Source organism: Streptomyces sp. SDr-06 (genome assembly GCF_003324565.1).
GTDB lineage: Bacteria > Actinomycetota > Actinomycetes > Streptomycetales > Streptomycetaceae > Streptomyces.
On sequence record NZ_QOLA01000027.1, the window covers coordinates 25,641 to 47,879 of the forward strand.

Genomic DNA, 22,239 nt, shown 5'->3' on the forward strand with positions numbered 1-22,239 from the left:
GACAGCACCCCGGCTGCCGGAACACTCGACCGACAAGGCAAACGCGCGCCATGACAGAGGCACAGGACGTCCTGATCTACTCCAAGCGGTTCGCGGGAGGAGTGCGGATCGTCTCCAGGATGCTTTCGGACATGGGGCGCCGCCCCGTCCTGGTCTCCGACGAACCCGACGACGTCAACCGCGACCACTGTGCGGCCCATGTGGTCATCGACTGGGCGCGAGCCGATCTGGACGACTTCGTCGCCGCGATCGACGCCGCGGGCGTCATACCCACGGCCATCGTCAACTTCGTCGAACCCCTCATCTCCTGGCAGACACGCGCTGCCCGGCACTACGGCCTGCCCGGCGGTGAACCCGGACGCGAGACGCTGCTGAGCAAGGCCGCGGTCCGGCAGGCGATGGCGGCCGAAGAACTGTCGGCGCTTGCCTTCACCTCGGGTCCGGCCGCCTCCTTGGGCGTCGAAGCGGTGACGTCGTACCCCGTCATCGTCAAGCCGGACAAGGACTCAGGCGGCTCGCGCATGGTCCGCAGGGCGGACAGCCCTGCCGAACTGCGTTCCAGGCTCGATGAAATCGCTGGAGCGCTGGGCCCCGACGGCCACGTCATCGTCGAGGAGTACATCGACGGCACCGAGTTCTCTGTCGATGGGGCGGTGCTGCAGGGGCGCTTCGTTCCGCTTCTGAGCGTCGAGAAGACCGAACACGACGAGGCCCGCCACCATGACGCCGGGCTGCGCATCTCGCCCCCGCCCTCCGACCTCGTACGGCGTGGGGCTCGGCAGCTGACCCGTACGGTCGGCGCACTGTGCGTCGCGCTCGGCCTTCAGGGCAGCTGGCTGCACGTGGAGGGCAGAGTGCGCGAGGACGGGACCTGCGAACTGATCGAGATCAACCCCCGTCCCGGCGGCGGCCTGTACCGTATCGCCACCCAGCACACCTGTGGCATCGATCCGATCGAGCTGTCCGTCCGGATGGCCCTCGGTGAGGAGCTGGACATCGGCCTCCTGGAAAAGCCGGCGGCCGACCACGATCTGCTGGTGGCTCTCCTGCCGTTCGAGGCCGACCGGGTCGGAACGCTGGTGAGCGCCACCCCTCTCGACGAACTGAAGCTCCTCCCCGGCGTGGTCGACGGGTACCAGTTCGAGGGCTTCCGCGTCACGTCGATGGATCAGGAGAACTTCTTCACAGAGGTGTTGATCACCGCGGAGAGCGTGGCAGGCCTGCGGGAAATCGCCCAACAAGTGCGCGGCGCCTTCACCTTCAGCTTCGAGTAGCCGACCCCCGTCCGGGCCCGAAAGGACCGGCGCGCGCGGTCAGCCGGCTCTGGCCGTCTCCGATGCAAGCGCCCGCGATGCGAGGAAGGCCGTTCACGGGCTGGACGACGACGGCCTGATGGCCGTGCCTGCGGGCCACCTCGGCATGGACACGGCTACCAGACTGCGGTGACCCACGGCGCCGAGAGGTGGGACTCGACGGCAATCACTTCGCCGACCACGGGCCTTGAGCGGAGCGCCTCCCGCGGCCGCCGAGGCAGTACCGCCGTGACTCAGTGCGTGATGCGCACTGCTCAGCGCCCGGCAGGGGCGGGGACGGAGAAGCGGATTCCGTAGCGCTGTTCCATGGTGGCGATCCGCTCGGGCAGGCTGGTGCGGATCTGCGCCAACTCGTCCTTGTGCTCGGCAACATACTGCTCCCGCGCCTTCGCGCGCAGTGGCTCCCGCGCCGCCTCGACGGGCTTCATGCAGGTCGCGTAGATCGCTCCGAGCCTGCGGTCCTCCGCCTTCATGGCGTCGCGGTCGTCGATCGCCTGGATCTTCTTGTCGACCCCGTGCCCGATCTCCTCTTTCCCCTTTGTCGTGGCCTCAGTTGGGCAGAGGCGATGCGTGCTCGGCGGTCGAGTTGCTCGAGGAGGGCGTCCGGCATGTGGAGATCGCGCGGGCGGTGGGGGTGTGTACGGAGAGCGTGCGACTTGGCGTCGGGTGTGGAAGGAGGGCGGTGCTTCGTGTTGCGGCGGTCGGGCGTCCACCCAAGCTGTACGGCCCTCAGGTCGCGGTCGTCCGGGCCGCGTTGGAGCGCGGTGGCCTGGCTCACGGTTTGGGTGAGGAGCGTCCGGCCAGCCACACCACTACGAGCACGGCTGTGAGCGGTGCCGGTATTCGTCGTCCACCTGCATCGCCCACCCTGCTGCCCTGCCCTGTGCGTCAGGCGCCGAGTGATCAAGCTGCTGATGAGGAGCCGTCGAGAAGAGACGGCCGCCCCCGTACGTCTGTGCGCCGGTGCGATGCCGCGAACTCGCGGATGGCGGCCAACCCGGGCCCCGACCGGCGGGGGTCCTGGCGCCTGCTCAGTGTCCGGCGGTGGCCGGGGTGACCGCTTCCGAGGTGTCGTGCAGTCCCAGGCGCAGGTGTTCGACGTGGTAGAGGGCCTGGTCGAGGAGCGTGGCGACGTGGTTGTCGTAGAGGGCGTAAACGACGGAGCGGCCGTTGCGGGTGCCGGTGACCAGGCCGAGGTTGCGCAGCAGGCGCAGCTGGTGGGAGCAGGCGGACTGCTCCATGCCGACTTCGCTCGCCAGCTCGGTCGCCGGCAGGGGGCCTTCGCGCAGGCGGGCGAGGATGAGCAGGCGGGAGGGGGTGGCCAGGGCCTGGAGGGTGGTCGCGACCCTGGCTGCGCTGGTCGCGTCCAGGCGTGTGCGCGGGACGCTGCTGTCGGCTGGTGTGGCTCCGTGACCCATGCGCTCATCGTACTCTCCGCCATGAACACATGAATCGGTGTTCATTCGTTCCTGTTACGGTGGTGGGGCTGGGCGCTGTCCGGCGTCGGCTCCGTATCCAGAGGACTTGGCTCGATGTCTTCCACTCTCACCCGTCCCGTCCCGCCGGGCGCTGTCCGTGAAGCGGCGGCGCCCCGGCGCCGTACCCGGATCTTCGCGCTGCCCGAGGCCCGCTGGGCGGCCGCGGCGCTGGCGCTGTTCCTGGTCGCGCTGCCGCTGTATCTGGCCGGGGCGCCGACGTGGTCGTGGGGGCCGCTGTTCGCCCTCACCTACGCCACCGGCGGCTGGGAACCGGGCTGGGCCGGACTGCGGGCGCTCAAGGAGAAGACCCTCGATGTCGACCTCCTGATGGTCGTAGCCGCGCTGGGGGCGGCGGCGATCGGGCAGGTGCTGGACGGCGCGCTGCTGATCGTCATCTTCGCCACCTCCGGCGCCCTGGAAGCGATCGCCACCGCCCGCACCGCCGACTCGGTGCGCGGCCTGCTCGACCTGGCCCCCACCACCGCGACCCGCCTGCTGGACGACGGTACCGAGGAGAGCGTCCCCACCGGGCAACTGGCCGTGGGCGACACCATTCTGGTGCGGCCGGGGGAGCGGATCGGCGCCGACGGCCGCGTCCTGGACGGCACGAGCGAGGTCGACCAGGCCACCATCACCGGCGAGCCCCTCCCCGCCGCCAAGCAGGAGGGCGACGAGGTCTTCGCCGGCACCTTGAACGGCACGGGTGCTCTGCGCGTGAAGGTCGAACGCGATCCGTCGGACTCGGTGATCGCCCGCATCGTGACCATGGTCGAGGAAGCCTCCGAGACCAAGGCACCCACTCAACTGTTCATCGAGAAGGTCGAACAGCGGTACTCGATCGGCATGGTCGCCGCGACGATCGCGCTGTTCGCACTGCCGCTGCTGTTCGGCGCCGCCCTTCAGCCCACGCTGCTGCGCGCCATGACCTTCATGATCGTCGCCTCGCCGTGCGCGGTGGTGCTGGCCACCATGCCGCCGCTGCTGTCCGCCATCGCGAATGCCGGACGGCACGGTGTGCTGGTGAAGTCCGCCGTGGTGATGGAGCAGCTGGGTCAGATCGACGCGGTGGCGCTGGACAAGACCGGCACGCTGACCCAGGGCACCCCGCGGGTGACCGACATCCGCCCGCTGGCCACCTCCGGCCTGACCGAGAACGAGCTGTTGCGGCTGGCGGCGGCGGCCGAGCACCCCAGCGAACACCCCCTCGCGCGCGCCGTCGTGGACGCCGCCCGCACCCGCAACCTCGACATCCCCCCGGCGCAGGACTTCGCCTCCGCCCCCGGCACCGGCGTGACCGCCACGGTGGAGGGCAAGGCGGTCGCGGTCGCCACCCCCGCCCGGCTGCTGAACGGGCGCACCGACCACCCGGCCGCAGTGGTCGCCGCCCGGCTGGAGGACCAGGGCCGCACCGCGGTCCTGGTCCAGGCCGACGGCACCCCCGTCGGGGTGCTGGGCATCGCCGACCGGCTGCGCGAGGAGGCCGCCGCCACCGTCACCGCCCTGACCGTCCTGACCGGAACCGCGCCGGTGCTGGTCACCGGCGACAACCCGCGCGCCGCCGCCCGCCTGGCCCAGGAGGTCGGCATCACCGACGTTCGCGCCGGGCTCCTCCCGCAGGACAAGGTCTCCGCGATCACCGAGCTGGAGCAGGCCGGACGGAAGGTGCTGGTGGTCGGTGACGGCGTCAACGACGCCCCGGCGCTGGCCGCCGCGCACACCGGCATCGCCATGGGTCGCGCCGGATCCGACCTCGCCCTGGAAACCGCCGACGCCATCGTGGTCCGCGACGAGCTGGCCACCCTTCCCACCGTCGTCCGCCTCTCCCGCCAGGCCCGCCGCCTGGTCGTACAGAACCTGGTCATCGCCGGAGTGTTCATCACGGTCTTGGTGATCTGGGACCTGTTCTGGACGCTGCCGCTACCGCTGGGTGTCGCAGGTCACGAGGGCTCCACCGTCGTCGTCGGCCTCAACGGCCTGCGCCTGCTCGCCGACAGCGCCTGGCGCCGCGCCCGCACCGGGACCGGCCAGTGAGCCGCCGCACCCGCAAGGCCGCCCCCTCCGACGCGGGGGCAGCCCGCTGCACCGTCACCGTCTGCCGCGGCTGCTGCTGCGGCACGCCGAAGATCCCCGGCATCGACCACGCCGCCCAACTCGCCGGACTGCGCCGCGCACTGGAAGGCACCGCGCAGGTCCGGGTCACCGACTGCCTGGACGCCTGCGAACACGCCAACGTCATCGTCGTCCAGCCCTCCGCCGAGGGCCGCAAGAACGGCGGCCGCCCGGTCTGGCTGGGCCTGGTCAACGATCCCGGCGCCACCGACGACATCACCACCTGGATCGAAGCCGGCGGCCCCGGGCTCACCGACCCGCCCGGCATCCTCGACCTCTACATCTTCCGCCCCTCCCGCCGCGTCCAGGCCGAACTCCACGACACGTAACGCCCGCGCCCATCTGCCCGTAGGCAAAGGACCGTTCGCGACAGGGACCGCCGCGCAGTCCGGGAATTCGCGACGGGGCGGCCCGGCCTGGAGGCAGCGCGGGGGCGCGGGCAGCGGCTGGAATGCAGCGCCGCCGGGGCATGGCATCCCAGACTGACAGCCCAAGGGAGGCGCTGGCTACCGGTGTTGCACGCGCCTGCCCCAAAGGCCAGTTGGCCGGGTCGAACGCGATCGCCCCTTGGCCGCGGGTCAGCGGGGACGTCGGCCCCGAAGGAGCGCCCGCCTGGGCAGGACGAGCAGCAGCAGGCTGTAGTACTGCAGCGCGGGTACGGCGAGGGCGAGGACAAGGGCCAGGACCAGAGTGAGGACGTTGAGCCAGCTCTCGGTGTAGGACTCCTGGAGCCTGCACGGTTGTTGATCGTCCTCGTCGAGCAACCCAGGGTTGGTTTTGAGGATCCTCAGCATCGCCAGCCGGCACACCATGCTCGCCAGGAGAACCGCGTAGTAGAACGCCGCCACGAACTGGTCGCGCCCGAAGGCGCCGATCATCTCCGTCGGCAGGGGGAGCACGACGACGGACAGCAGCCACCCCATGTTCCACACCATCAAAGGGCGGGTGACCCTCGTGACCGATGAGAAGGTCCGGTGGTGCTCCCGCCAGATGTTCGCGATGACCGCGAAGCTGAGCAGGAAGCTCCAGATCTGGTCGAGGTGACCGGTGATCACCTCGCTGGCGTGTTCGTGGGCCGACGCGGCCTCCGGGACGATATCGATCAGCGGCAGGATGAGCAAAGTGATCGAGATCGCGGTCACCGCGTCGGTGAACAACACCAGCCGTTCCCCGGATGCGCCTTCTTTGTTCCCGCCCGGCGCGGGAGACGGCGGCCGAGCCGGGCCGTATCCTCGCGTGCCGGGTTCGTCGACGGCGTCGCTGGCACTCATGCGTGTAACACCTTTCTTCTGTCCGGTCCATCGGGCCGGGGGCGGCCGGTGCGGCGGTTTCCACGACCCGGGCGGACCGAACTGTCTGTCTGTACAAGGGCTGTTGGGTGAACGGCTTCGAGTTCGACCATGAAGCGGCCGCTGTCCCAGGGCAGGTCCGGCCGCGGTACCGGCTGGGGGCGGCGAAGAGCGCGCCGAATCCGTCCATGTCACGTCGGATGCCGCGAGTGAAGGCGAGCACGGCCAGGTCCGACAGGGTGGCGGAGCCGGGTTCGCCGATCTCACCGGCGAGGGTCACGCTCCACGACCACGGCACACCCGCCCTGGCGCGGTCGTTTGGCCGCAGCTTCCTGCGTGCATGCCGACCTCGTCTGATGCCCCGCGGCGTTGAACCGTGGGCTGAGGCCGTCGCCGTGCCGGTGGAGCAGAGGGCTACGGGCGGCGCGTGCCTGCGCCCCTGGAGCAGGCCGGGGCTCAGTGCTGCCCGGAGGCGCGCACCATCAGCGCTCCCGAGCGGGTGAGCAGCGCGGCGATCGCCATGAACACCAGCCCGTTGGTGACGATCGAGGCGATGTCCTGGGGCAGGGCGCCGTGGCGGAAGAAGAAGCGGCCCAACTCGGAGCTGTACCAGTAGGTGGCGCCGATGGAAAACACCGAGCGGGCGACAATCAAGCCGATCCACAGCGCCGCGTAGCAGCGGCCTGCCCGAGCGACGACCCGGCCGTCCGGCTCCCGGAAGACCTGGACCTGGCTGACCGCGATCAGCCCGAACAGCACTCCGGCGGCGAGGCCGCAGATTTCGACGGCCAGGCCGATCCCGCTGTCGAAGAAGGTGTGGACGAACACGGGGACGATGATCACCGCGACGATCAGCGGGCGGAGCAAGCGTTGGCGGCTCACCGCCTTGGTGCCGAGGTCCGCGTACAGGGTCGTGAGCAGCACGACGACGTTGATGAGGAGAGCGCTCTGCAAGGTGGACATGGATGCCGCCCGTAGGTGAAGGGGATCTTGTCCACACAGCGTCAGGCCTGTGCCCCGGCCCGGGCGTCGGCCGAGGAGTGGAGGAGGGTGGAGCGCGGACACCTCCACCCTTCTCCGCCCTGCTCCACCCGTCGGTGGGCCCCGATCCAGAGGGCGAGAAAGAGGTGTATGCCAAGCTCGAACCATGGCTGTGATCACAGAAGGCAAGCCGTCCCCACCACCCGCAGCGCCACCGGGATCGATCCTGCTGCGCCCCGACCTCTGGCAGCACGTGCTGCCCCGGGTGCTCGGGCTGGCTCTGGTGCTGGTCGTCCTGCCGCTCTCGGACGGGCTCGTCTGGTCCTCCACCACCTGCGTGCTGGTGGTGCTGCTGAGCGGAGCCTGGGCGCTGTGGTGCGTGGCCGGCCTCCGGGCGGTGCCCGAGGCGTGGGCCGTGCCGATCCTGGGTGTCACGATCATCAGCGGGAATCTCCTCATCACCCTCGAACCCAAGGCCATGCCGGCCACGGCAATCGTCGGCATGGCTGTGGTGTCCTCCGGGGCGGTCCTGCCCACGCTGGTCAGCGCGGCCGTCCTGGCGGCCGGTGTCCTGGCGCTGGCGATCGGCGGGATCGCGGCCAGTCTCCCCGGGCACGCCTGGGCGGACGTCGTCGCCTGGATCGCCGCCCTGCTGGCCCTTCAGCTCGCCGGTGCGACCCGGCGCAGCATCGGGACGCAACATGCGCAGGCCGAGGAACTGTTGCTGCAAACCCGACGCGCGCAAGAAGAGAAGCAGCGGGCCGCGGCGCTGGCCGAACGGACCCGGATCGCCCGGGAGATCCACGACGTCCTGGCGCAGTCACTGGGCGCGCTGGCGGTCCAGCTGGACGTGACCGACTCGCTGCTCACCGCGGATCCGCCGCGCACCGACGAGGCGGTCGAGCGGGTCCGCAACGCCCGCCGGATCGCCGTCGACGGACTGACGGAAACCCGACGCGCGATCGCGGCCCTGCGGGCGGACACCCCGCCCCTGCCGGAGGCCCTCACCGCGCTGGTCCACGACCACCGCACCCTCTCCGGCGCGCCGGCGACCTTCACACCAGTCGGCACCCCGCGCACGCTCGGACCGGAGGTCGGGCTAGCGTTGCTGAGGGTCGCCCAGGAGTCCCTGGCGAACGCCGCCAAGCACGCCCACGGACGGGAGCTGACCGTCACTTTGGAATATGAACAGGACCAGGTGAGACTGACCGTGCTGTCCGGGCCCGCCCACTCCGGCGGCGGCGAGGCCGTCCTGCGGCCCCGACCGGCAGGGTTGGACGGCGGCTACGGTCTGGCCGGTATGCGTGAGCGGCTGCTGCTGATCGGCGGCGACCTGACGGCCGGCCCCGCCCCGGAGGGGTGGCGCGTGCAGGCGGAGGTGCCCGCATGAGTACCCGGGTGGTGGTCGTCGACGACCAGGCGGTGATCCGCGAAGGCCTGATGACCCTGCTGGACATGATGCCCGGCATCGACGTCGTCGCCGGGGGCGCGAACGGCGAGGAGGCCCTCGCCCACGTCGCCGAAACGCACCCGGACGCGGTGCTGATGGACCTGAGCATGCCGGGGATGGGCGGCGTGGAGGCCACCCGCCGGATCGTGGCGGCCCACCCGGACGTGGCCGTCGTGGTGCTGACGACCATGGCGGACGATCAGCTGATTCTCGACGCCCTGCAGGCCGGGGCCCGCGCCTACCTGACCAAGGACGCCGGCAAGACCGAGATCGTCCGCGCGATCGAGGCCGCGGTCGCCCGGCACACCACCTTGGACCCGATCGTCCAGGAACGGCTGTTGGCCGCCGCCCTGCGCGGCGCCGGACAACCGACCGAACGGCGGCCCGAACCGTCACAGGACCTGCTGACCCCGCGCGAGTCCGACGTACTGCGGCTGCTCGCCCAAGGGTTGTCGAACCGCGCGATCGGCCGGCGCCTGCTGGTGGGGGAGGCCACCGTCAAGACCCACGTCAACCACCTGTTCGCCAAGCTCCGGATCCGCAACCGAGCGGAGGCCGTCGCCTGGGCCCACACCCACGGCTTCGGGCCCGACGGGGACGCCGTGCGCCCTTGCCCTTGAGAAGGGCCGTCCCCTCTCGGCTGAGTGTGAGGACGGGCCGGGTGTCACTGACACCGTGCGACCCCGGTGTGCAGGGCGCGTACGGTGCCTCAGACGCCGTGCGTCCCTGGTGTGCAGGGCGCGTACGGTGCCTCAGACGCCGTGCGTCCCGGTGTGCAGGGCACGTACGAGTCAGTCGTCCAAGGCCGTTGAGACCTCGTCGTCGACGGGGGCGGGGGTGGCCGCGGTGACCTTGACGCCCAGGTCGAGTCCGGCCGTGCCCGCTTCCCGCTGTCGGTGGGACGGCGTGGCTGGGGGAGGGGTGGGGCTCCGCACGCTGAACGCGGCCCGCCACCCGGTGGTTCCCGACTGGCAGTTCGTTCAGGGTATGGATTCTCGCGCGTGGCCTACACCGAGCCGCTTCCCGACGAGAAGGCCGCCACCGTCGTGGCGTTCCTCAGCCGCGCCCGCGAGTTTCTTCGCCGCCCACGGCATCCACGGGGTTGACCATGTGGTCACCGACAACGGCGCGAACTACCGCGTTGCAGTCTTCGTGCGCTCCCTGATCTCGCGGGCCTCTCGCCACCAGCGGACCAAGGCCTCCACGCCTTGACGCAACAGCAAGGTCGAGCGCTACCAGCGCATCCTCGCCGAAGGACTCCTCTACGCCGGGCGGTGAACCTCTGAAGCAGAGCGAGCTCGGGCGATCGCGGTCCGGAACGTCCACGACTCCTACCACCTGCCGCACACCACTGCCGGAAACCGTCCTCCAGTCTCACGCCTCCACGCGAGCGTCACCAACGTCATGGCCAGCGACACATCCCCTGAGCCAGGGCCGCCAGGCCGGACTCCGAAACGAGATGCGCGGCTTTCGTCGGATTCATGAGTATCTTGACCCCGTCAGCGGAAGCGGCCGGGAGGAAACGCAGTGTCCAGCTCAGGATTCGACTCACCGCAGCACCGCATCTTCGCCATGCTGGATGTGGACGGTGACGGCGCGATCACGCATGCGGAGTACCTCGCACGGGTCGACCGCGCGGCCTCCGCGATGGCCCGCGACACCCATCATCCCGTCGTCGCCGCCTCGCGAGCCGCTCACGAGGCAGTCTTCGCGGACATGGATGCCGACCGTGACGGGCGCGTGACTTTCGAGGAGTACCGGACATGGGTGGGCCATGACGCGTTCGAACGCTCCTGCCGACCTGCCTTGGGTTCCCTGTTCGACATCGCCGATGGTGACTCCGACGGGCGCCTGAACCGTGAGGAGTTCACCCGCCTGCGCACCGGGACGGGTAATGCCGAATCCGACGCCAACGCGGCATTCGAGGCCCTCGACACCGACCGCGACGGACTGATCGACCGCGACGCCTACCTGGCAGGCATCCGGGACTTTGTGACCACGGGCAGCTCCCCCATGGCCGCGGCTTACGGAGCCGTGCGGCGGGTACCGGGCAACTGATCCTGCACCGGTGGAGCATCCGAAAGCTCCCCGCAAAGCCCTCGGCACGACGCCTGCGAGTGAAGGGTCCTGTGCGCACTGAGAGCCCATCTTCAGTCATGTCAGCGGCAGGCACGGCAGCGGGACTCGGTGCAACTGCCGCCGCCGCAGCGCGATCAGTCGGGCCTGCTCATCCTCCGGCCCCCGGCCGATGCCTGATCCATGGTCGGCGTGCCCGAGGGGTGGGTGCGGGAACCGGCGCCGGGACGGCATCCTCTTGGAGCACCTCCCGTGCGACGGCCACGAGGGCGACGACCTGTTCCCAGAAAGGGGCGTAGCACTCGTTGAACCGCTGGATCGCGTTCGCTTCGCCCCCGATCATGTCCTCCAGCGCCTGGTAGTTGTCGGACGTCGAGCGCCGCAGCCGGTCGGCGGCGGCCGCCGCCTCCTGAGGCCCTTCCAGCTCCACCACTCGTACGAGGTGGCGCAGCGTCGCGTACGCGTCGCGCAACCGTAGCCGCAGGTCTTTGAGCGTGGCTGTGCGCGACTCGGGATCCGGGTCCGCGTGGGCGTCGTTGACCTTCCAGTACAGGTCGCCCATCTTCTGCGCCTGCTCGATGACGTCGGCGTAGGCGGTGCGCCGCGCGGTGCGTCGCTGATCCGCCCGCTGGACCGCCGCCGTTGTCTCAGCCTGAATACGGGCGGCACGCGTCGTACCCTGGCTGGTCACCCAGCTCGCCACCACCGCGGTGCTGGCGGTCAGTACCCCTACCCACAGCGTGTTGTCGGCCACGGCGCCCATTCTCGGGCCGAGCCCTGATTTTGCGAAGGGCGCGACGGGGCAGGCAGGATCCGAAAGAGATGACCTGGACCAGCTCGCGTGGCAATCCGGCGCCCTGCCATTCGGTCCTGCTGATGAGCAGCGCATGAATCGCAACTGCGAGACGCTGCATGTCATCGCCTGCTGCCCGCACCGTTGTGAACTTGACGTGCCATCCCTCGGCGGGGTCGGTCGTGGATGCCACAGGTCGCATAGAACATGGCCGCAGGTGGCATGTGGCTCGGGCTGCGTACCCTCGGTTGCGTGCCTCGCCATTTGAAGAAGCCCCGCCGACTGGTCGCCGACGAGCGCGTGTACATGTGGACGATGCGGCACAGCCACCGAAGGGACCCCGATGGCCGGTTCGTGGACTGCCGTCAAATCCTCACCCTGTCCCCGCAGTCGGCCGGCACCTGCGGCCCGCTGCGCATTGTCTTCGCCGACGGGCCTGGCCGGTACATCCCGGGCGGGGCTCCCTTCGGCTCCGGGGACGTGGGCTTCACCCAGAGGGCAGGGGCAGACCTGAACCTGCACGAGCCGGGCGCCGTCCGGGCTCTGCTCGACGCAGCGCTGGCCCGTGGGTGGCAGCCGGGGCAGCGGCGGGCAGTTGAGGTCGACGGCTGGCTGCTGCTGGAGGCGGCGGCCGCCGCGCGAGCTGGGGACGCCGACCCAGAGAGCCCGTAAGGGGTGACTGCCCTCTGGAACCGGCGATGGGTGAACACCCGGCCCCGCCGACACCGCCGCCCGGCAGCTGGATCCCGCGGCCGCCGACGCGGTGCACGCGTACGCGGCCAAGTCCCGCGCCGACGCCGACTGGTACGCCGTCGTGCTGGAGGACATCGCCACCAACGGCCTGCCCGACCCCGAGCAGTGCACCCCGTGGGAGAAGCTGCGCGAGGCCCGCCTCACTCGCCTCGCCGCCCAGCGCCCCGCCGTCGCCTGATGGCCCCGTAACACCGTCGGCGCCGCGCTCGGATCGCGTTCTCCGACTCCGCCGCGAAGCAGCTGGAGAACCTGACCAGCGAGGCAGAGATCCGCGCCCTGGACCGCGCGCTGGTCGTCATCCCCGTCGCCCACAACACCGGTGAGCTGATCCCCGGCGACACCGCCGGCCCTCAACTGCGCGAGTACGCCGACGAAATCGAGCGCGTACGCCTCTTGTACTGGGACACGGCGCCGCGCACTGTGGCCGTCGTCGCCTACCTCGCGGTCGGATCCGCGAAGGAGCGGGTTTGCCGTGCCGTCGATCGTTCCGCCCCCGAAGCCCGGCCACACACCTCGACCAGGGCAGGCCCCCAAGAGCCGGACTCGGCTTCGCGTAACTGGCTCACCCGCGCCGGCCGTCGTATCAGCGTCCATGTCGCGGCACGCGGATGGCTTTGAGTACTCCATCCTGTGAGCACCTTCAGAATCGACAGGGTGACGGTAAAAATCGACACTGTGTAGACTTTCTGCGGAGGGGGCGGTCCGGCTCCTCGCGAGACCTCTTTGGAGGAACAGTGCACAAGCAGAACTGGCTCATCACTGGCGTCAGCACGGGCCTCGGACGTGCCTTCGCCGAGGCCGCCCTGGGCGCGGGTCACACTGTCGTCGGCACCGTCCGCAACGAAAAGGACCTGCGGGCCTTCGAAGAGGTCAGGCCCGGTCACGCTCATGGTCGCCTGCTGGACGTGACGGACGATGAGGCCGTCGCTGGTGTGGTCGCGGAGGTGGAGCAGAGCGTCGGCCCCTTGGATGTCGTTGTCGCCAACGCGGGCTACGGCCTGGAGGGCACCTTCGAGGAAACCCCGCTGGCCGCGGTACGGCGGCAGTTCGAGGTCAATGTGTTCGGGGCAGTGGCCACCCTGCAGGCAGCGCTCCCTCATATGCGCCGACGTCGCCGCGGACACCTGATGGCCGTCACCTCCATGGGCGGGCTCATGGCCGTACCCGGCATGTCCGCCTACTGCGGCAGCAAGTTCGCCCTGGAGGGAATCCTGGAGGCGCTGGGCAAGGAAGTCGCGCAGTTCGGCATCCATGTGACGGCGATCGAACCGGGCTCCTTCCGTACTGACTGGGCCGGACGGTCCATGACACGTGCCGCGCGGACCATCGACGACTACGACGAGTTGTTCACCCCCATCCGCGAAGCGCGGCAGAAGGCCAGCGGGCATCAGTTGGGCAATCCGGCCAAGGCCGGGGACGCGCTCGTGCACATCGCCTCGGTCGACCAGCCGCCGGCCCACCTCGTCCTCGGCTCGGACGCGCTGCGACTGGTCACGGCCGCCCGCGCGGCCGTGGACCAGGACATCCGCGCATGGGAGACACTCTCCCGCACCACCGACTTCGCCCAGGGCGCTCAGCTCTGATGCCCGGCCAGCATTCCGCGCGCGGCCGTCGCACCACCGAGCGCAAGGGCGATGCCCGGGAGCGGGCCATCCTCGACACCTGCGAAGACCTGCTGGCGCGCAAGGGCTACGACGCCATGACCGTCGGCGACGTGGCCCAGGGCGCCGGCATCACACGTGGTGCCCTGTACTTCTACTTCGGCTCCAAGCAAGAAGTGGTCACGGCACTCGTGGCCCGGACCGTCGAGCATCTGTGGGAACGGTCCCGGGCCACCGCGCAGACGGACGAGCCGCGTCAGGCCATTACGGCAGCCATGCAGCGCACGGTCGAGCTGTGGAACGAGCACGGCTTGGTCATGCGCACGGCGATCGACCTGTCGTTCACGGTGCCGGAGATCGGCGAGCTGTGGAACCACACGGCCGACCTGTTCATCACGGCCATCACCGCCGTCCTCGAACGCGCCGGCGTCCCAGCAGGCATCGAACCCGATCAGGCCTCAGCGATGGCACGCGCCCTGTGCTGGATGATCGAGCGGACCTTCTACCACGCCTCACAGGAATCCCGCGAGGAGCTCCAAAAGGCGTCGGCGACATGTGAACACATCTGGCTGACCAGCGCCGGCCTGATCACCTGAGTGCGTTGTGGCAAACCAACCACCGCCAAAACCCTTGGCGCTGTCCCTTCCTTGTCCCCACCTCGTCCCAGGATGACCGGTCAGGTGTCCCAAGCCGCAGGTCAGCGGCCTGGGACGAGCAGAGACGTCCCCTGCCAACGTCCCAGCGGGCCAGACGGGTTCGGGCCTGGTGCAGAATCCTCGCTGTTGGCTCCGGGGCGGACCGACGGATCACCGGGCGAGGGCGACAGCGGCCAGCGTCCTGGTCACGGAGGATGGCGATGAACATCATGAAGAGGGCCACTCTCGCGGTGGCCGCGACCCTGCGCCTCGCCACGGGTTGCGTCGCCACCGCCAACACCCACGTCGGCGGCGACCCCGACCAGCCGCGTCGGCCGTGAGCCCGAGCAGGGCGGCGCGCCGTTCGAGCCCTCCGAGTCGGACAAGCACTTCGGCTTCAACAACGGCTACACCGAGACCCCGTCCCGGACACATTCAGCGGGGCCACCGTCGAGGCGCAGTACCTGCTCAACACGTTCGGCAGCGACGTGACCGTGGACGGCTACTACGGGCCAAAGACGCAGGACGCTGTTCGTGTCGTCCAGCGTGGGGAGAGCCCGGCCCAGGACGGCTGTGTCGGCCCCCACACCCGGCCAGTGCTGCGCTTCGTCGCCTGGTGATCCCACCTCAGGTCTCGGCGGCCCAGGACCCGGGCCGCCGGTGGGGCACCTCCGGCCGACCGAAATCCGCGAGCGTCCGGACAGCGCCCGGCCCTACGTGTACCCGAACCACGACTGCGTGATCCGGGTCCAGCACTGCAACGGGCTGTCGGAGGACGGCATTGTCGGCCCCCGCACCCGGGAGTAGCTCTACCACCCCAACTACGCGTGCCGGCGGTTCGACAACTGACGGTTCCGTGCAGCACCCACGGCCGACGCGGGAACCGCCCGGCCCACCCACCACTCGAAGGACAGACTCATGAAGGCAACAGGCAAACGCGCCGTACGCAACACCGCGATGCTCGGCGCGGTGGTGGCAGCCGTCGCAGGACTGACCGCCACGCCGGCCCAGGCGCAGTACAGCTACTGGCAGGCCTGCATGCAGGAGGTCGGCAGCTACCACTACCTGGGCTGGGACCTCCCGAACGTGACGCTCGGCAAGGGCTCGGGCGGCGTCTGCGTCAAGGAACTGCAGTCCGATCTCGTGCAGTTGGGCCTCGTCCCGAGCCAGGACGTCGCCAACTTCGTGGACGGCGACTTCGGCGACAAGACGTACGACGCGGTCGTGGCCTACCAGCGCAAGTACTCCGACGCCGGCGGCGTGGACGGTCTGGTCGGGCGGAACACCTGGCACGGCCTGATCGCACGTACCGAGTTCGAGTAGGCCGTCCTGGACGGCGCGGGCGGCGGCCGGGTCCGCGAGCGCGGCGGTCCCTGACCTGCGCGCCAACGCAGCGGCGCAGCCCCCGGTGAAGGGGCTGCGCCGCTCAGTGCTGCCAGCCCTTCGGGCGTTCTGGACCGCTCCGTCTTCCGCGCGCACCCGCAGACGGCGCGGGCGTCCGGCTGCTCCCCGGCCGACGAGGACCGGGTGACCTTCAGGCCGCGCCGGCTCGTGACACACAGCCGAGGGCGCTCGTTGTCCGAGTGGCCACCGACGTCCAGTTCGTCTTCGAGGACGACGAGTCCGAACTCGACCACTACAAGGCCGTGATCGACCATCAGGCCAACCACGCCCAGCACCTTGCAGGCGTCGCCTACGACGACGCCACCGTCGGATACTTCACCCGGGATGCCCCGTCCTCACCGCGCTGGTCGTCCTGGCAGGCGTGACACTGGGCAAGTTCGAGGACAGGTTGACCCAGCACGGGCACCTCAAGGACCTTTCGGAAGCGTGGCCGAACCCCTGCGCCAAGCGCCCGCGCAGGACGGAAACCCGTCCCACGTCGCGGGCCCGCTCCGTGGGACACGTCCCTGGGACGGACGGGACGTCCGTACAGCTTTCGGAGGGGCCACCGAGCACGGCAGAGTACGGCGAGTCCTGCCGCAGCAGGGTGGCCACGCGTCGGCGGCGCCAACCCGTCCGACGCGTACCGGCGGCAGCGCACCCCCGAACGTCGACCGAGTCGCGCCCCGCGCGGCGGAGTTCTGACGCTGCAACCCGACCAGGCATCACGCCCCTTACCGCCGGGGCCGTTCATCCCGAGGGCACACCGCCCCGACACCGTCTCGCGAGGAGAAACACATGGGCAGGAAGCCCTTCGGCCGCGCCGCGGCGGCACTGGCCCTGGCCGGTGCCGTCCTGCTCACCCTGGCCGGGCCCGCCAGCGCCAGCCCCGGCGCACCGACCCTCGGCGACGGCTACGCCAACAACACCCACGCCGTGTGGTGCGTCCAGCACAACCTCAACCACTTCCTGAATGTCACCACTCAGGCCGACCACCCCGCGCCGGTGGCGGAGGACGGGATCTGGGGCCCGCAGACCAAGTCCGCCGTCCAGTGGCTGCAGTCCCACACCTTCCTCGGCGGCCGGTCGCTCCTCGCCGACGGCTTCGTCGGCCCGCTCACCGGCAACGCGATCATCAGCGACGGCGACCCGTACTACGTCGGCAGCTACGACGCCTACTGCTGGCAGTACATCCCCACCACCTACGGCCCCTGATCACCAGTACCGCGAGGAGCAACACATGACCGCGAAGTCCTTCCGCCGCGCCGTGCTGGCAGGGGCCCTGGCCGGAACCGCGCTGCTGGGTCTGGCCGGCTCCGCCAGCGCGTCCGACACCGCCGGCTACATCGGCGACGGCTACGCCAACAACAGCCGGGCGGTCTGGTGCGTTCAGCACCTGATCAACGACGTCGCCCGGAACAACAACCGGGCGACCATCGACGAGGACAGCATCTGGGGCCCGCGGACCAAGGACCAGGTCCTGTGGTTCCAGGCCTTCGTCCACGTGCAGCCGGACGGCATAGTCGGCCCCTTCACCGGCGACAACATCCTCTACCGCGGTGATCAGACGTACGGAGGGAAGTCCGGCTCCTGCTTCGCCTACGTGCCCAGCGACGCGGGGCTGTTCGAGTAACGCCCGCCCGTCGAGCACACACCGGGCGACAGGGAGCGGGGCATCCGCGTTCCCCTGACGCATCACCACGGATCCGGAGAACCCCCGCTGTGAAGACCATCCTTCCCGCCCGGCGCCACTGGTCGCTGGGCCTGGCCCTGGCGGCCGCACTGACCGGCTTCGGGGCCTGCACCGCCTCCGCCGCGACCGCGCCGGCCCCGATCCCGATCACCTCCCCGGCCTGCCCGGCCGACCTCCAGCAGGGCGAGGCCGACGGCTGCGTCGCCCAGCTCCAGGCGGAGCTCAACCTGACCGGCGCCCACCTCACCGTGGACGGCCAGTTCGGGCCCGCCACCGACAGCGCCGTGCGCACCTTCCAGGGCGCGCACAGCCTCACCGAGGACGGCATCGTCGGCCCGGCCACCAAGTCGGCGCTCGATGCCGCGGCGGCCGGCGCCTCGGGCACCGTGGACCTGCGCACCCAGTGCGGGGTCCTCCAGACCGGGGCGAGCGGGCAGTGCGTCTCGACCCTGCAGACGATGCTGAACACCTTCAACGCCGGCCGCCTCGTCGTGGACGGCCAGTTCGGGCCCGCCACCGACACCGCCGTACGCAACTTCCAGGCCGCACAGGGCCTGGCCATCGACGGGGTCGTCGGCTCCGGCGTCAAGAACGCCCTCTACACCGGCACCCCCGCCCCGCTGCCCAGCGGCCCGATCCACTCCACCAGGGTCCTGAACGCGGCCAAGTCGTACCTGGGCGTTCCGTACGTGTGGGGCGGCGGACACTCGCTGCGCGGCGAGGGCCCCGGCCCGTCGCTGGGCACCTGCGACGGGTACACCGGCTCGATCCAGCCCTGCCCGGCCAACACCACGGTGGGCATGGACTGTTCGGGCCTGGTCCGGGCGGCCTTCTGGTTCGGCGCCGGCATCGACCTCGCCAACGGCGGGGACACCACCGAGCAGACCCTGGACAAGCACCTCACCCCGATCACCGAGGCCCAGCGGCAGCCGGGCGACGTCGAGTACTTCGGCTCCGGCGCCCACAACACCGTGCACGCCGTGCTCTACGCCGGCACCGACTCCGCCACCGGCGCGGACATGATGTACGAGGCCAAGGAGACGGGCACCAACGTGCACTACGTCCCCCTGCGCACCGGCGGCTACTGGTACCACGTCACGGCCTGACCGCCCGGCCACGTGCGGGGGACGGCAGCCGCCACCCGCACGCACCCGAAACCACCCACTCCGGGCTGTTCGCCCAGCCATGTCGGCGGGGACCTCATCGTCCGCCCCGGACCATCGACCTGACCCTTGTGAAGGAAACACCCATGCGTACCAAGCTCGCTGCCGTCGCCGCGGGAGCCGTCCTGCTCACCGGCTTCGGAATCGGCACCGCCACCACCGCGTCCGCCAGCACCCCCGCCGTGTGCTCCTCCTACGGCTACAACAGCGACAACGAGGCGGAGGTGAGCTCCGGAGACAGCGGCCCGGAGATCAAGGCGCTGCAGTGCGAGCTCAACTACAGCGTGCGCGGCGCCGGTCTCCAGGTGGACGGGGTCTTCGGCAAGAACACCCTCGCCGTCGTGAAGAAGTTCCAGGGGTGCGCCGGTCTCAGGCCCGACGGCATCGTCGGCCCGCTGACCTGGGCCAAGCTGGACTACCAGAGCGACATCGACACCCAGGCGAACTACCTCTGCTGATCCGGCCCGACCCAGACCTCCCAGGCACCCGTACCGAAGGAAGAACCATGCGCAACAAGTTTGCGGCCGTTGCGGTCGCCACCCTTCTGGCCACCGGCCTCGGTGTGACCACCGCCGGCAGCGCCTCGGCCGCGACGTCCCGGAGCCAGCTCTGCGGCGGTTACAGCACCAGCGAGCCGATGCTCTCCCAGGACGACAGCGGTGACGCGGTCAAAGCCCTGCAGTGCGAGCTCTACAACTCCCTCACCTACATGGGCCCGGACGTCGACGGGTACTTCGGCCCCAAGACCCTCGCCGCGGTGCAGAAGTTCCAGACCTGCACAGGTCTCAAGCCCGATGGCATCGTCGGCCCGCTGACCTGGGCCAAGCTCGACTACCAGAGCAGCCGGAGCACCACCCCGGTCTGGTGCTAACGTCTCGCGCCAGTCGTGGATCGTCAGTTGTCGTGTGACTTCTGCTGCTGGTGCGTCAGTTCCTCGTCGGGGTACGAGGCTTGAGACGTTGCTCCTGACCGAGGACGAGCGTGTGGCACTCGAACGGTGGACCCGCCGGGCAACGTCGGCGCAGTCGCATGCCCCGCGGGCGCGGATCGTGCCGGCGTGTGCGGGTCCACGGGTGCCGCCGATGTGATCCTGCGCTGGGCGCTCGCCTGGTACAGGCAGCGCGGCATCAGCGAAGCGCCTGCCGCCCTGCGGGAGCTCCCGCCGCTCCAGAGCCAGACCTGATCACGGGCTCGCCGAACGCAGCGCGGCCTCGTGGCTCCCTGCGGGCCCGTTCTGACCGCACCCCTTCTGCATCGTCACACGCTGACTGACGCTCTCGCGGGGACCGGAAATGGCCCCTCTGGCGCACCGGCTGGCTACGGGTGACGCTACGGTACGCGCATGCATTTCATCGGTGCGGGTTTCCGCGCGCTCATGATGGCACTCATCAACGGCGATCCGTTGTGGCCTGCGGTGACGCTCTTCTTGATGTCCATCCTGATCGCGATCGTCGTCGCCGCGGTTCGCGCCTCCCGTAGTTAGTACGGCAGATCGCTGAGTGGCTTCCCTGTCCCTCAGACGTTGCGGCGGGCGCACTCGTGTTCCTGGGAGAGGCGACGCAGGGCGGGCATGGCGGGCTCCATCGGGACAGCGAACGGCAGGGCCCGCACCCGCCACCGGCAGTGGCCCCAGTAGGGGTGTACTTGGAATGCCCGGGGCGAGAGAAGCACTCGCCCAACACGGTGCGGCCATGGGCAGAGGCTCGCGTCCTGGTGGGCCATGGTGCGGACCCGGTACGGGCTCGTGCTGTGCCTTCGTCCGGGCCCGCACCGGGAGCTGTGGTCCGGGGCTAGCCGGCGAGCTGGGCTTGGAAGGCGGCGTGGTTGAAGTACGCCTTGGCGTCCTGGATGAGGCCGTCCTCGCCCAGTTCGTAGATGTTGATGCCGGACCAGTTGACCGGCTTGCCGTCCAGGGCGACGGCGGCGCCGCGCCAGGAGACGGCGACCCGGTTGCCGACCGTGTGCGCCTCCAGGGGGGTCAGGCCGAGGAAGGGCTGGAAGTTGGGCAGCACGGAAGCGATGAAATCGCGGATGGCGGTGCGGCCGGTGATGGGCGGTGTGCCGACCGGGTCGTGGAAGACACCGTCGGCGGCAAAAGCCTCGGCCCAGGCGTCGGCATCGCCTGCCTGGGAGGCGCGGAAGAACTGGAGGACCGCGAGCGGCATGGCCGGGAACGACATGAGAGTTCCTTCGAATCGGAGGGTGGAGGGCACAGGGTCCGCGGCGGCCGGAGGCGCCCGCGCGGTGGGCCGGCCGCCGCTCACCTCGCGAGCGTCTCGGGCATGGCTGCGTCGCCGATCGACTGCCGACGCCCGGCGAAGTAGAGGGCGAGCGCGAGGAGAGCGAGTACTCCCATGAGTGCGCACACGCCCAGCCAGCCCAGCTGGGCATAGGCGCGGATTCCGAGCCAGGACCCGGCGCTGCCGCCGAGGAACGAGCAGGTCATGTACGCGGTGTTCAGCCGACTGCGAGCCTCGGGGCGCAACGAGAAGATGCGGGCCTGGTTCGCGACCTGGCTGCACTGCACCGCGATGTCGAGCAACAACAGCCCGGCCGCCAGCGCCGCCAGTCCGGTCCAGGAACCGGTCGTACCCGCGGCCAGGACGGCCGCTGCGGCGAGGGTGGCAAGGATGCACCACAGGTTCACGCGGTCCGCGCCGTGCCGGTCCACCCACCGTCCGGCGGCCGGGGCGCAGAACATGCTGGCCGCGCCGATCAGGGCCAGTACGCCCACCACCTGCGTGTCCAGACCGTAGCGGGGGCCGGTGACCAGCAGCGCCAGCGCGGTCCATGCGGCACTGAAACCGCCGAAGAGGGTGGCCTGGAAGAGGGCGGAGCGCCGCAGGTCCGGCTCGGTGCGCAGCATCCGTACGCTGGCCGCGAGCAGGGCGGTGTAGCGGTCCCGCGTGGGCGGGGCGACACGGGGCAGGGCGGTGTGGAGCACGATCGCCAGCAGCACGGTGAGCGTGGCCGCGACCAGATACGGCGCGCGCCAGCCCAGTTGTTTGCCGAGGGTGCCGCCGAAGGTGCGGGCCAGCAGGATCCCGCCGATCAGCCCGCCCTGCAGGGTCCCGATGACGGCGCCGCGCCGGTCGGCCGCGACCAGCCCCGCGGCCATGGGCAGCAGCAGTTGGGGCACCACGGTCGCCATCCCGACCACGGTGCCGGCCGCGAGAAGTGCGCCGCTGGCCGGGGCGAGAGCAGCGGCCATGAGAGCCAGGGCGGTCACGGTGAGCAGCACGGTGATCAGGGGCCGGCGCGGGAGCCGGTCGCCGAGCGGGACCAGGAGGAAGATCCCGCCCGCGTATCCGAGCTGCGTCACGGTCGCCACGGACGCGGCCGCATTGGCCGTAATGCCGAAGCTGTCGGCGATGAGCGGCGCCAGAGCCTGCGGAAAGTAGACGTTCGCCACGCTGACCCCGCAGGCCAGGGCCATGACCAACGGCATCCGACGGGGCAGGGCCGGTGCCGGAGGCAGCGGCGGATCAGGGCAGGGCATCGCAACTCCAAACGAACGAACTA

Annotated in this window: 26 protein-coding genes and 3 pseudogenes; 22 read left to right on the top strand and 7 right to left on the bottom strand. The window is 70.4% G+C overall.

Annotated elements, in window-relative coordinates:
- The first annotated feature begins 50 nt into the window (after positions 1-50).
- Positions 51-1,274: an acetyl-CoA carboxylase biotin carboxylase subunit family protein gene (locus DT019_RS33975; RefSeq protein ID WP_114040843.1), complete on the top strand. Its 1,224-nt coding sequence runs from the start codon at positions 51-53 to the stop codon at positions 1,272-1,274.
- 293 nt (positions 1,275-1,567) lie between these two features.
- Here DT019_RS33975 and DT019_RS33980 read toward each other — a convergent pair whose 3' ends face one another.
- Both DT019_RS33980 and DT019_RS33985 read right to left on the bottom strand, forming a co-directional pair.
- The gene (locus tag DT019_RS33980) at positions 1,568-1,786 is read right to left on the bottom strand and encodes a hypothetical protein (protein ID WP_114040844.1); all 219 of its coding nucleotides are present in this window, start codon (positions 1,784-1,786) and stop codon (positions 1,568-1,570) included.
- 558 nt (positions 1,787-2,344) lie between these two features.
- Complete coding sequence (locus DT019_RS33985; RefSeq protein WP_114040845.1) at positions 2,345-2,731, bottom strand: ArsR/SmtB family transcription factor; 387 nt, start codon at positions 2,729-2,731, stop codon at positions 2,345-2,347.
- 114 nt (positions 2,732-2,845) lie between these two features.
- Between DT019_RS33985 and DT019_RS33990 the strand changes: the two genes are divergently transcribed.
- Both DT019_RS33990 and DT019_RS33995 read left to right on the top strand, forming a co-directional pair.
- The gene (locus tag DT019_RS33990) at positions 2,846-4,822 is read left to right on the top strand and encodes a heavy metal translocating P-type ATPase (RefSeq protein WP_114040846.1); all 1,977 of its coding nucleotides are present in this window, start codon (positions 2,846-2,848) and stop codon (positions 4,820-4,822) included.
- A complete protein-coding gene (locus DT019_RS33995; protein ID WP_114040847.1) occupies positions 4,819-5,229 on the top strand; it encodes a (2Fe-2S) ferredoxin domain-containing protein in 411 nt (136 codons plus the stop codon). The genes DT019_RS33990 and DT019_RS33995 overlap by 4 nt, the downstream gene beginning before the upstream one ends.
- A gap of 249 nt (positions 5,230-5,478) precedes the next feature.
- Here the strand turns inward: DT019_RS33995 and DT019_RS34000 are convergent, their stop codons facing one another.
- Both DT019_RS34000 and DT019_RS39925 read right to left on the bottom strand, forming a co-directional pair.
- A complete protein-coding gene (locus DT019_RS34000; protein WP_189390173.1) occupies positions 5,479-6,171 on the bottom strand; it encodes a TMEM175 family protein in 693 nt (230 codons plus the stop codon).
- Between the two features lie 474 nt (positions 6,172-6,645).
- The gene (locus DT019_RS39925) at positions 6,646-7,152 is read right to left on the bottom strand and encodes a CcdC protein domain-containing protein (RefSeq protein ID WP_189390175.1); all 507 of its coding nucleotides are present in this window, start codon (positions 7,150-7,152) and stop codon (positions 6,646-6,648) included.
- 184 nt (positions 7,153-7,336) lie between these two features.
- On the opposite strand from DT019_RS39925, the gene DT019_RS34010 reads away from it, so the two are divergent.
- The 4 genes and pseudogenes from DT019_RS34010 to DT019_RS34025 all read left to right on the top strand — a co-directional run bounded on the left by DT019_RS34010 (position 7,337) and on the right by DT019_RS34025 (position 10,678).
- On the top strand, positions 7,337-8,560 hold the full coding sequence (locus DT019_RS34010; protein ID WP_114040849.1) for a sensor histidine kinase: 1,224 nt from the start codon (positions 7,337-7,339) through the stop codon (positions 8,558-8,560).
- A complete protein-coding gene (locus DT019_RS34015; protein WP_114040850.1) occupies positions 8,557-9,240 on the top strand; it encodes a response regulator in 684 nt (227 codons plus the stop codon). Before DT019_RS34010 ends, DT019_RS34015 begins: the two co-directional genes overlap by 4 nt.
- Positions 9,241-9,609: 369 nt before the next feature.
- A pseudogene (locus DT019_RS40515) lies at positions 9,610-10,039 on the top strand (IS481 family transposase); the annotation flags it as partial.
- A 108-nt stretch (positions 10,040-10,147) separates the two neighbouring features.
- Positions 10,148-10,678, top strand: a complete 531-nt coding sequence (locus DT019_RS34025; protein ID WP_223279890.1) for an EF-hand domain-containing protein — start codon at positions 10,148-10,150, stop codon at positions 10,676-10,678.
- 169 nt (positions 10,679-10,847) lie between these two features.
- Here DT019_RS34025 and DT019_RS34030 read toward each other — a convergent pair whose 3' ends face one another.
- Positions 10,848-11,450: a hypothetical protein gene (locus DT019_RS34030; protein ID WP_189390177.1), complete on the bottom strand. Its 603-nt coding sequence runs from the start codon at positions 11,448-11,450 to the stop codon at positions 10,848-10,850.
- Between the two features lie 291 nt (positions 11,451-11,741).
- Between DT019_RS34030 and DT019_RS34035 the strand changes: the two genes are divergently transcribed.
- The 15 genes and pseudogenes from DT019_RS34035 to DT019_RS39935 all read left to right on the top strand — a co-directional run bounded on the left by DT019_RS34035 (position 11,742) and on the right by DT019_RS39935 (position 20,200).
- Positions 11,742-12,161 carry a hypothetical protein gene (locus DT019_RS34035; protein WP_223279891.1) on the top strand — a complete coding sequence of 140 codons (420 nt, stop codon included), beginning with the start codon at positions 11,742-11,744 and terminating at the stop codon, positions 12,159-12,161.
- A gap of 67 nt (positions 12,162-12,228) precedes the next feature.
- Complete coding sequence (locus tag DT019_RS34040) at positions 12,229-12,420, top strand: hypothetical protein (protein ID WP_114040851.1); 192 nt, start codon at positions 12,229-12,231, stop codon at positions 12,418-12,420.
- Positions 12,421-12,452: 32 nt separating this feature from the next.
- Positions 12,453-12,689: pseudogene (locus DT019_RS40520) on the top strand (hypothetical protein); the annotation flags it as partial.
- Positions 12,690-12,976: 287 nt separating this feature from the next.
- Positions 12,977-13,825: an oxidoreductase gene (locus DT019_RS34050; protein ID WP_114040852.1), complete on the top strand. Its 849-nt coding sequence runs from the start codon at positions 12,977-12,979 to the stop codon at positions 13,823-13,825.
- Positions 13,825-14,439 carry a TetR/AcrR family transcriptional regulator gene (locus tag DT019_RS34055; RefSeq protein WP_114040853.1) on the top strand — a complete coding sequence of 205 codons (615 nt, stop codon included), beginning with the start codon at positions 13,825-13,827 and terminating at the stop codon, positions 14,437-14,439. The genes DT019_RS34050 and DT019_RS34055 overlap by 1 nt, the downstream gene beginning before the upstream one ends.
- Positions 14,440-14,939: 500 nt before the next feature.
- Positions 14,940-15,098 (top strand): annotated as a pseudogene (locus tag DT019_RS41155) (peptidoglycan-binding domain-containing protein); the annotation flags it as partial.
- A 298-nt stretch (positions 15,099-15,396) separates the two neighbouring features.
- Positions 15,397-15,801 (top strand): peptidoglycan-binding domain-containing protein, encoded by a 405-nt coding sequence (locus tag DT019_RS34065; protein ID WP_114040855.1) that lies wholly within the window; start codon positions 15,397-15,399, stop codon positions 15,799-15,801.
- Positions 15,802-16,061: 260 nt separating this feature from the next.
- On the top strand, positions 16,062-16,247 hold the full coding sequence (locus DT019_RS34070; RefSeq protein ID WP_114040856.1) for a hypothetical protein: 186 nt from the start codon (positions 16,062-16,064) through the stop codon (positions 16,245-16,247).
- Positions 16,248-16,659: 412 nt separating this feature from the next.
- A complete protein-coding gene (locus tag DT019_RS34075; RefSeq protein WP_114040857.1) occupies positions 16,660-17,076 on the top strand; it encodes a peptidoglycan-binding domain-containing protein in 417 nt (138 codons plus the stop codon).
- Between the two features lie 25 nt (positions 17,077-17,101).
- Positions 17,102-17,494 carry a peptidoglycan-binding domain-containing protein gene (locus tag DT019_RS34080; protein ID WP_114040858.1) on the top strand — a complete coding sequence of 131 codons (393 nt, stop codon included), beginning with the start codon at positions 17,102-17,104 and terminating at the stop codon, positions 17,492-17,494.
- 89 nt (positions 17,495-17,583) lie between these two features.
- Entirely contained in the window at positions 17,584-18,660 is a 1,077-nt protein-coding gene (locus tag DT019_RS34085; protein WP_114040859.1) for a peptidoglycan-binding protein, read from the top strand.
- Between the two features lie 143 nt (positions 18,661-18,803).
- Positions 18,804-19,175 (top strand): peptidoglycan-binding domain-containing protein, encoded by a 372-nt coding sequence (locus tag DT019_RS34090; protein ID WP_223279892.1) that lies wholly within the window; start codon positions 18,804-18,806, stop codon positions 19,173-19,175.
- 47 nt (positions 19,176-19,222) lie between these two features.
- The gene (locus tag DT019_RS39930; protein WP_189390179.1) at positions 19,223-19,588 is read left to right on the top strand and encodes a peptidoglycan-binding domain-containing protein; all 366 of its coding nucleotides are present in this window, start codon (positions 19,223-19,225) and stop codon (positions 19,586-19,588) included.
- 186 nt (positions 19,589-19,774) lie between these two features.
- Positions 19,775-19,900 (top strand): hypothetical protein, encoded by a 126-nt coding sequence (locus tag DT019_RS40840; RefSeq protein ID WP_262985360.1) that lies wholly within the window; start codon positions 19,775-19,777, stop codon positions 19,898-19,900.
- Positions 19,901-20,059: 159 nt separating this feature from the next.
- A complete protein-coding gene (locus DT019_RS39935) occupies positions 20,060-20,200 on the top strand; it encodes a hypothetical protein (protein ID WP_189390181.1) in 141 nt (46 codons plus the stop codon).
- Positions 20,201-20,507: 307 nt separating this feature from the next.
- On the opposite strand, the gene DT019_RS34100 is transcribed toward DT019_RS39935, so the two are convergent.
- Together DT019_RS34100 and DT019_RS34105 are read right to left on the bottom strand one after the other, a co-directional pair.
- A complete protein-coding gene (locus tag DT019_RS34100; protein WP_114040860.1) occupies positions 20,508-20,897 on the bottom strand; it encodes a nuclear transport factor 2 family protein in 390 nt (129 codons plus the stop codon).
- Between the two features lie 80 nt (positions 20,898-20,977).
- Entirely contained in the window at positions 20,978-22,216 is a 1,239-nt protein-coding gene (locus DT019_RS34105) for an MFS transporter (RefSeq protein ID WP_223279893.1), read from the bottom strand.
- Between the last annotated feature and the right edge of the window lie 23 nt (positions 22,217-22,239).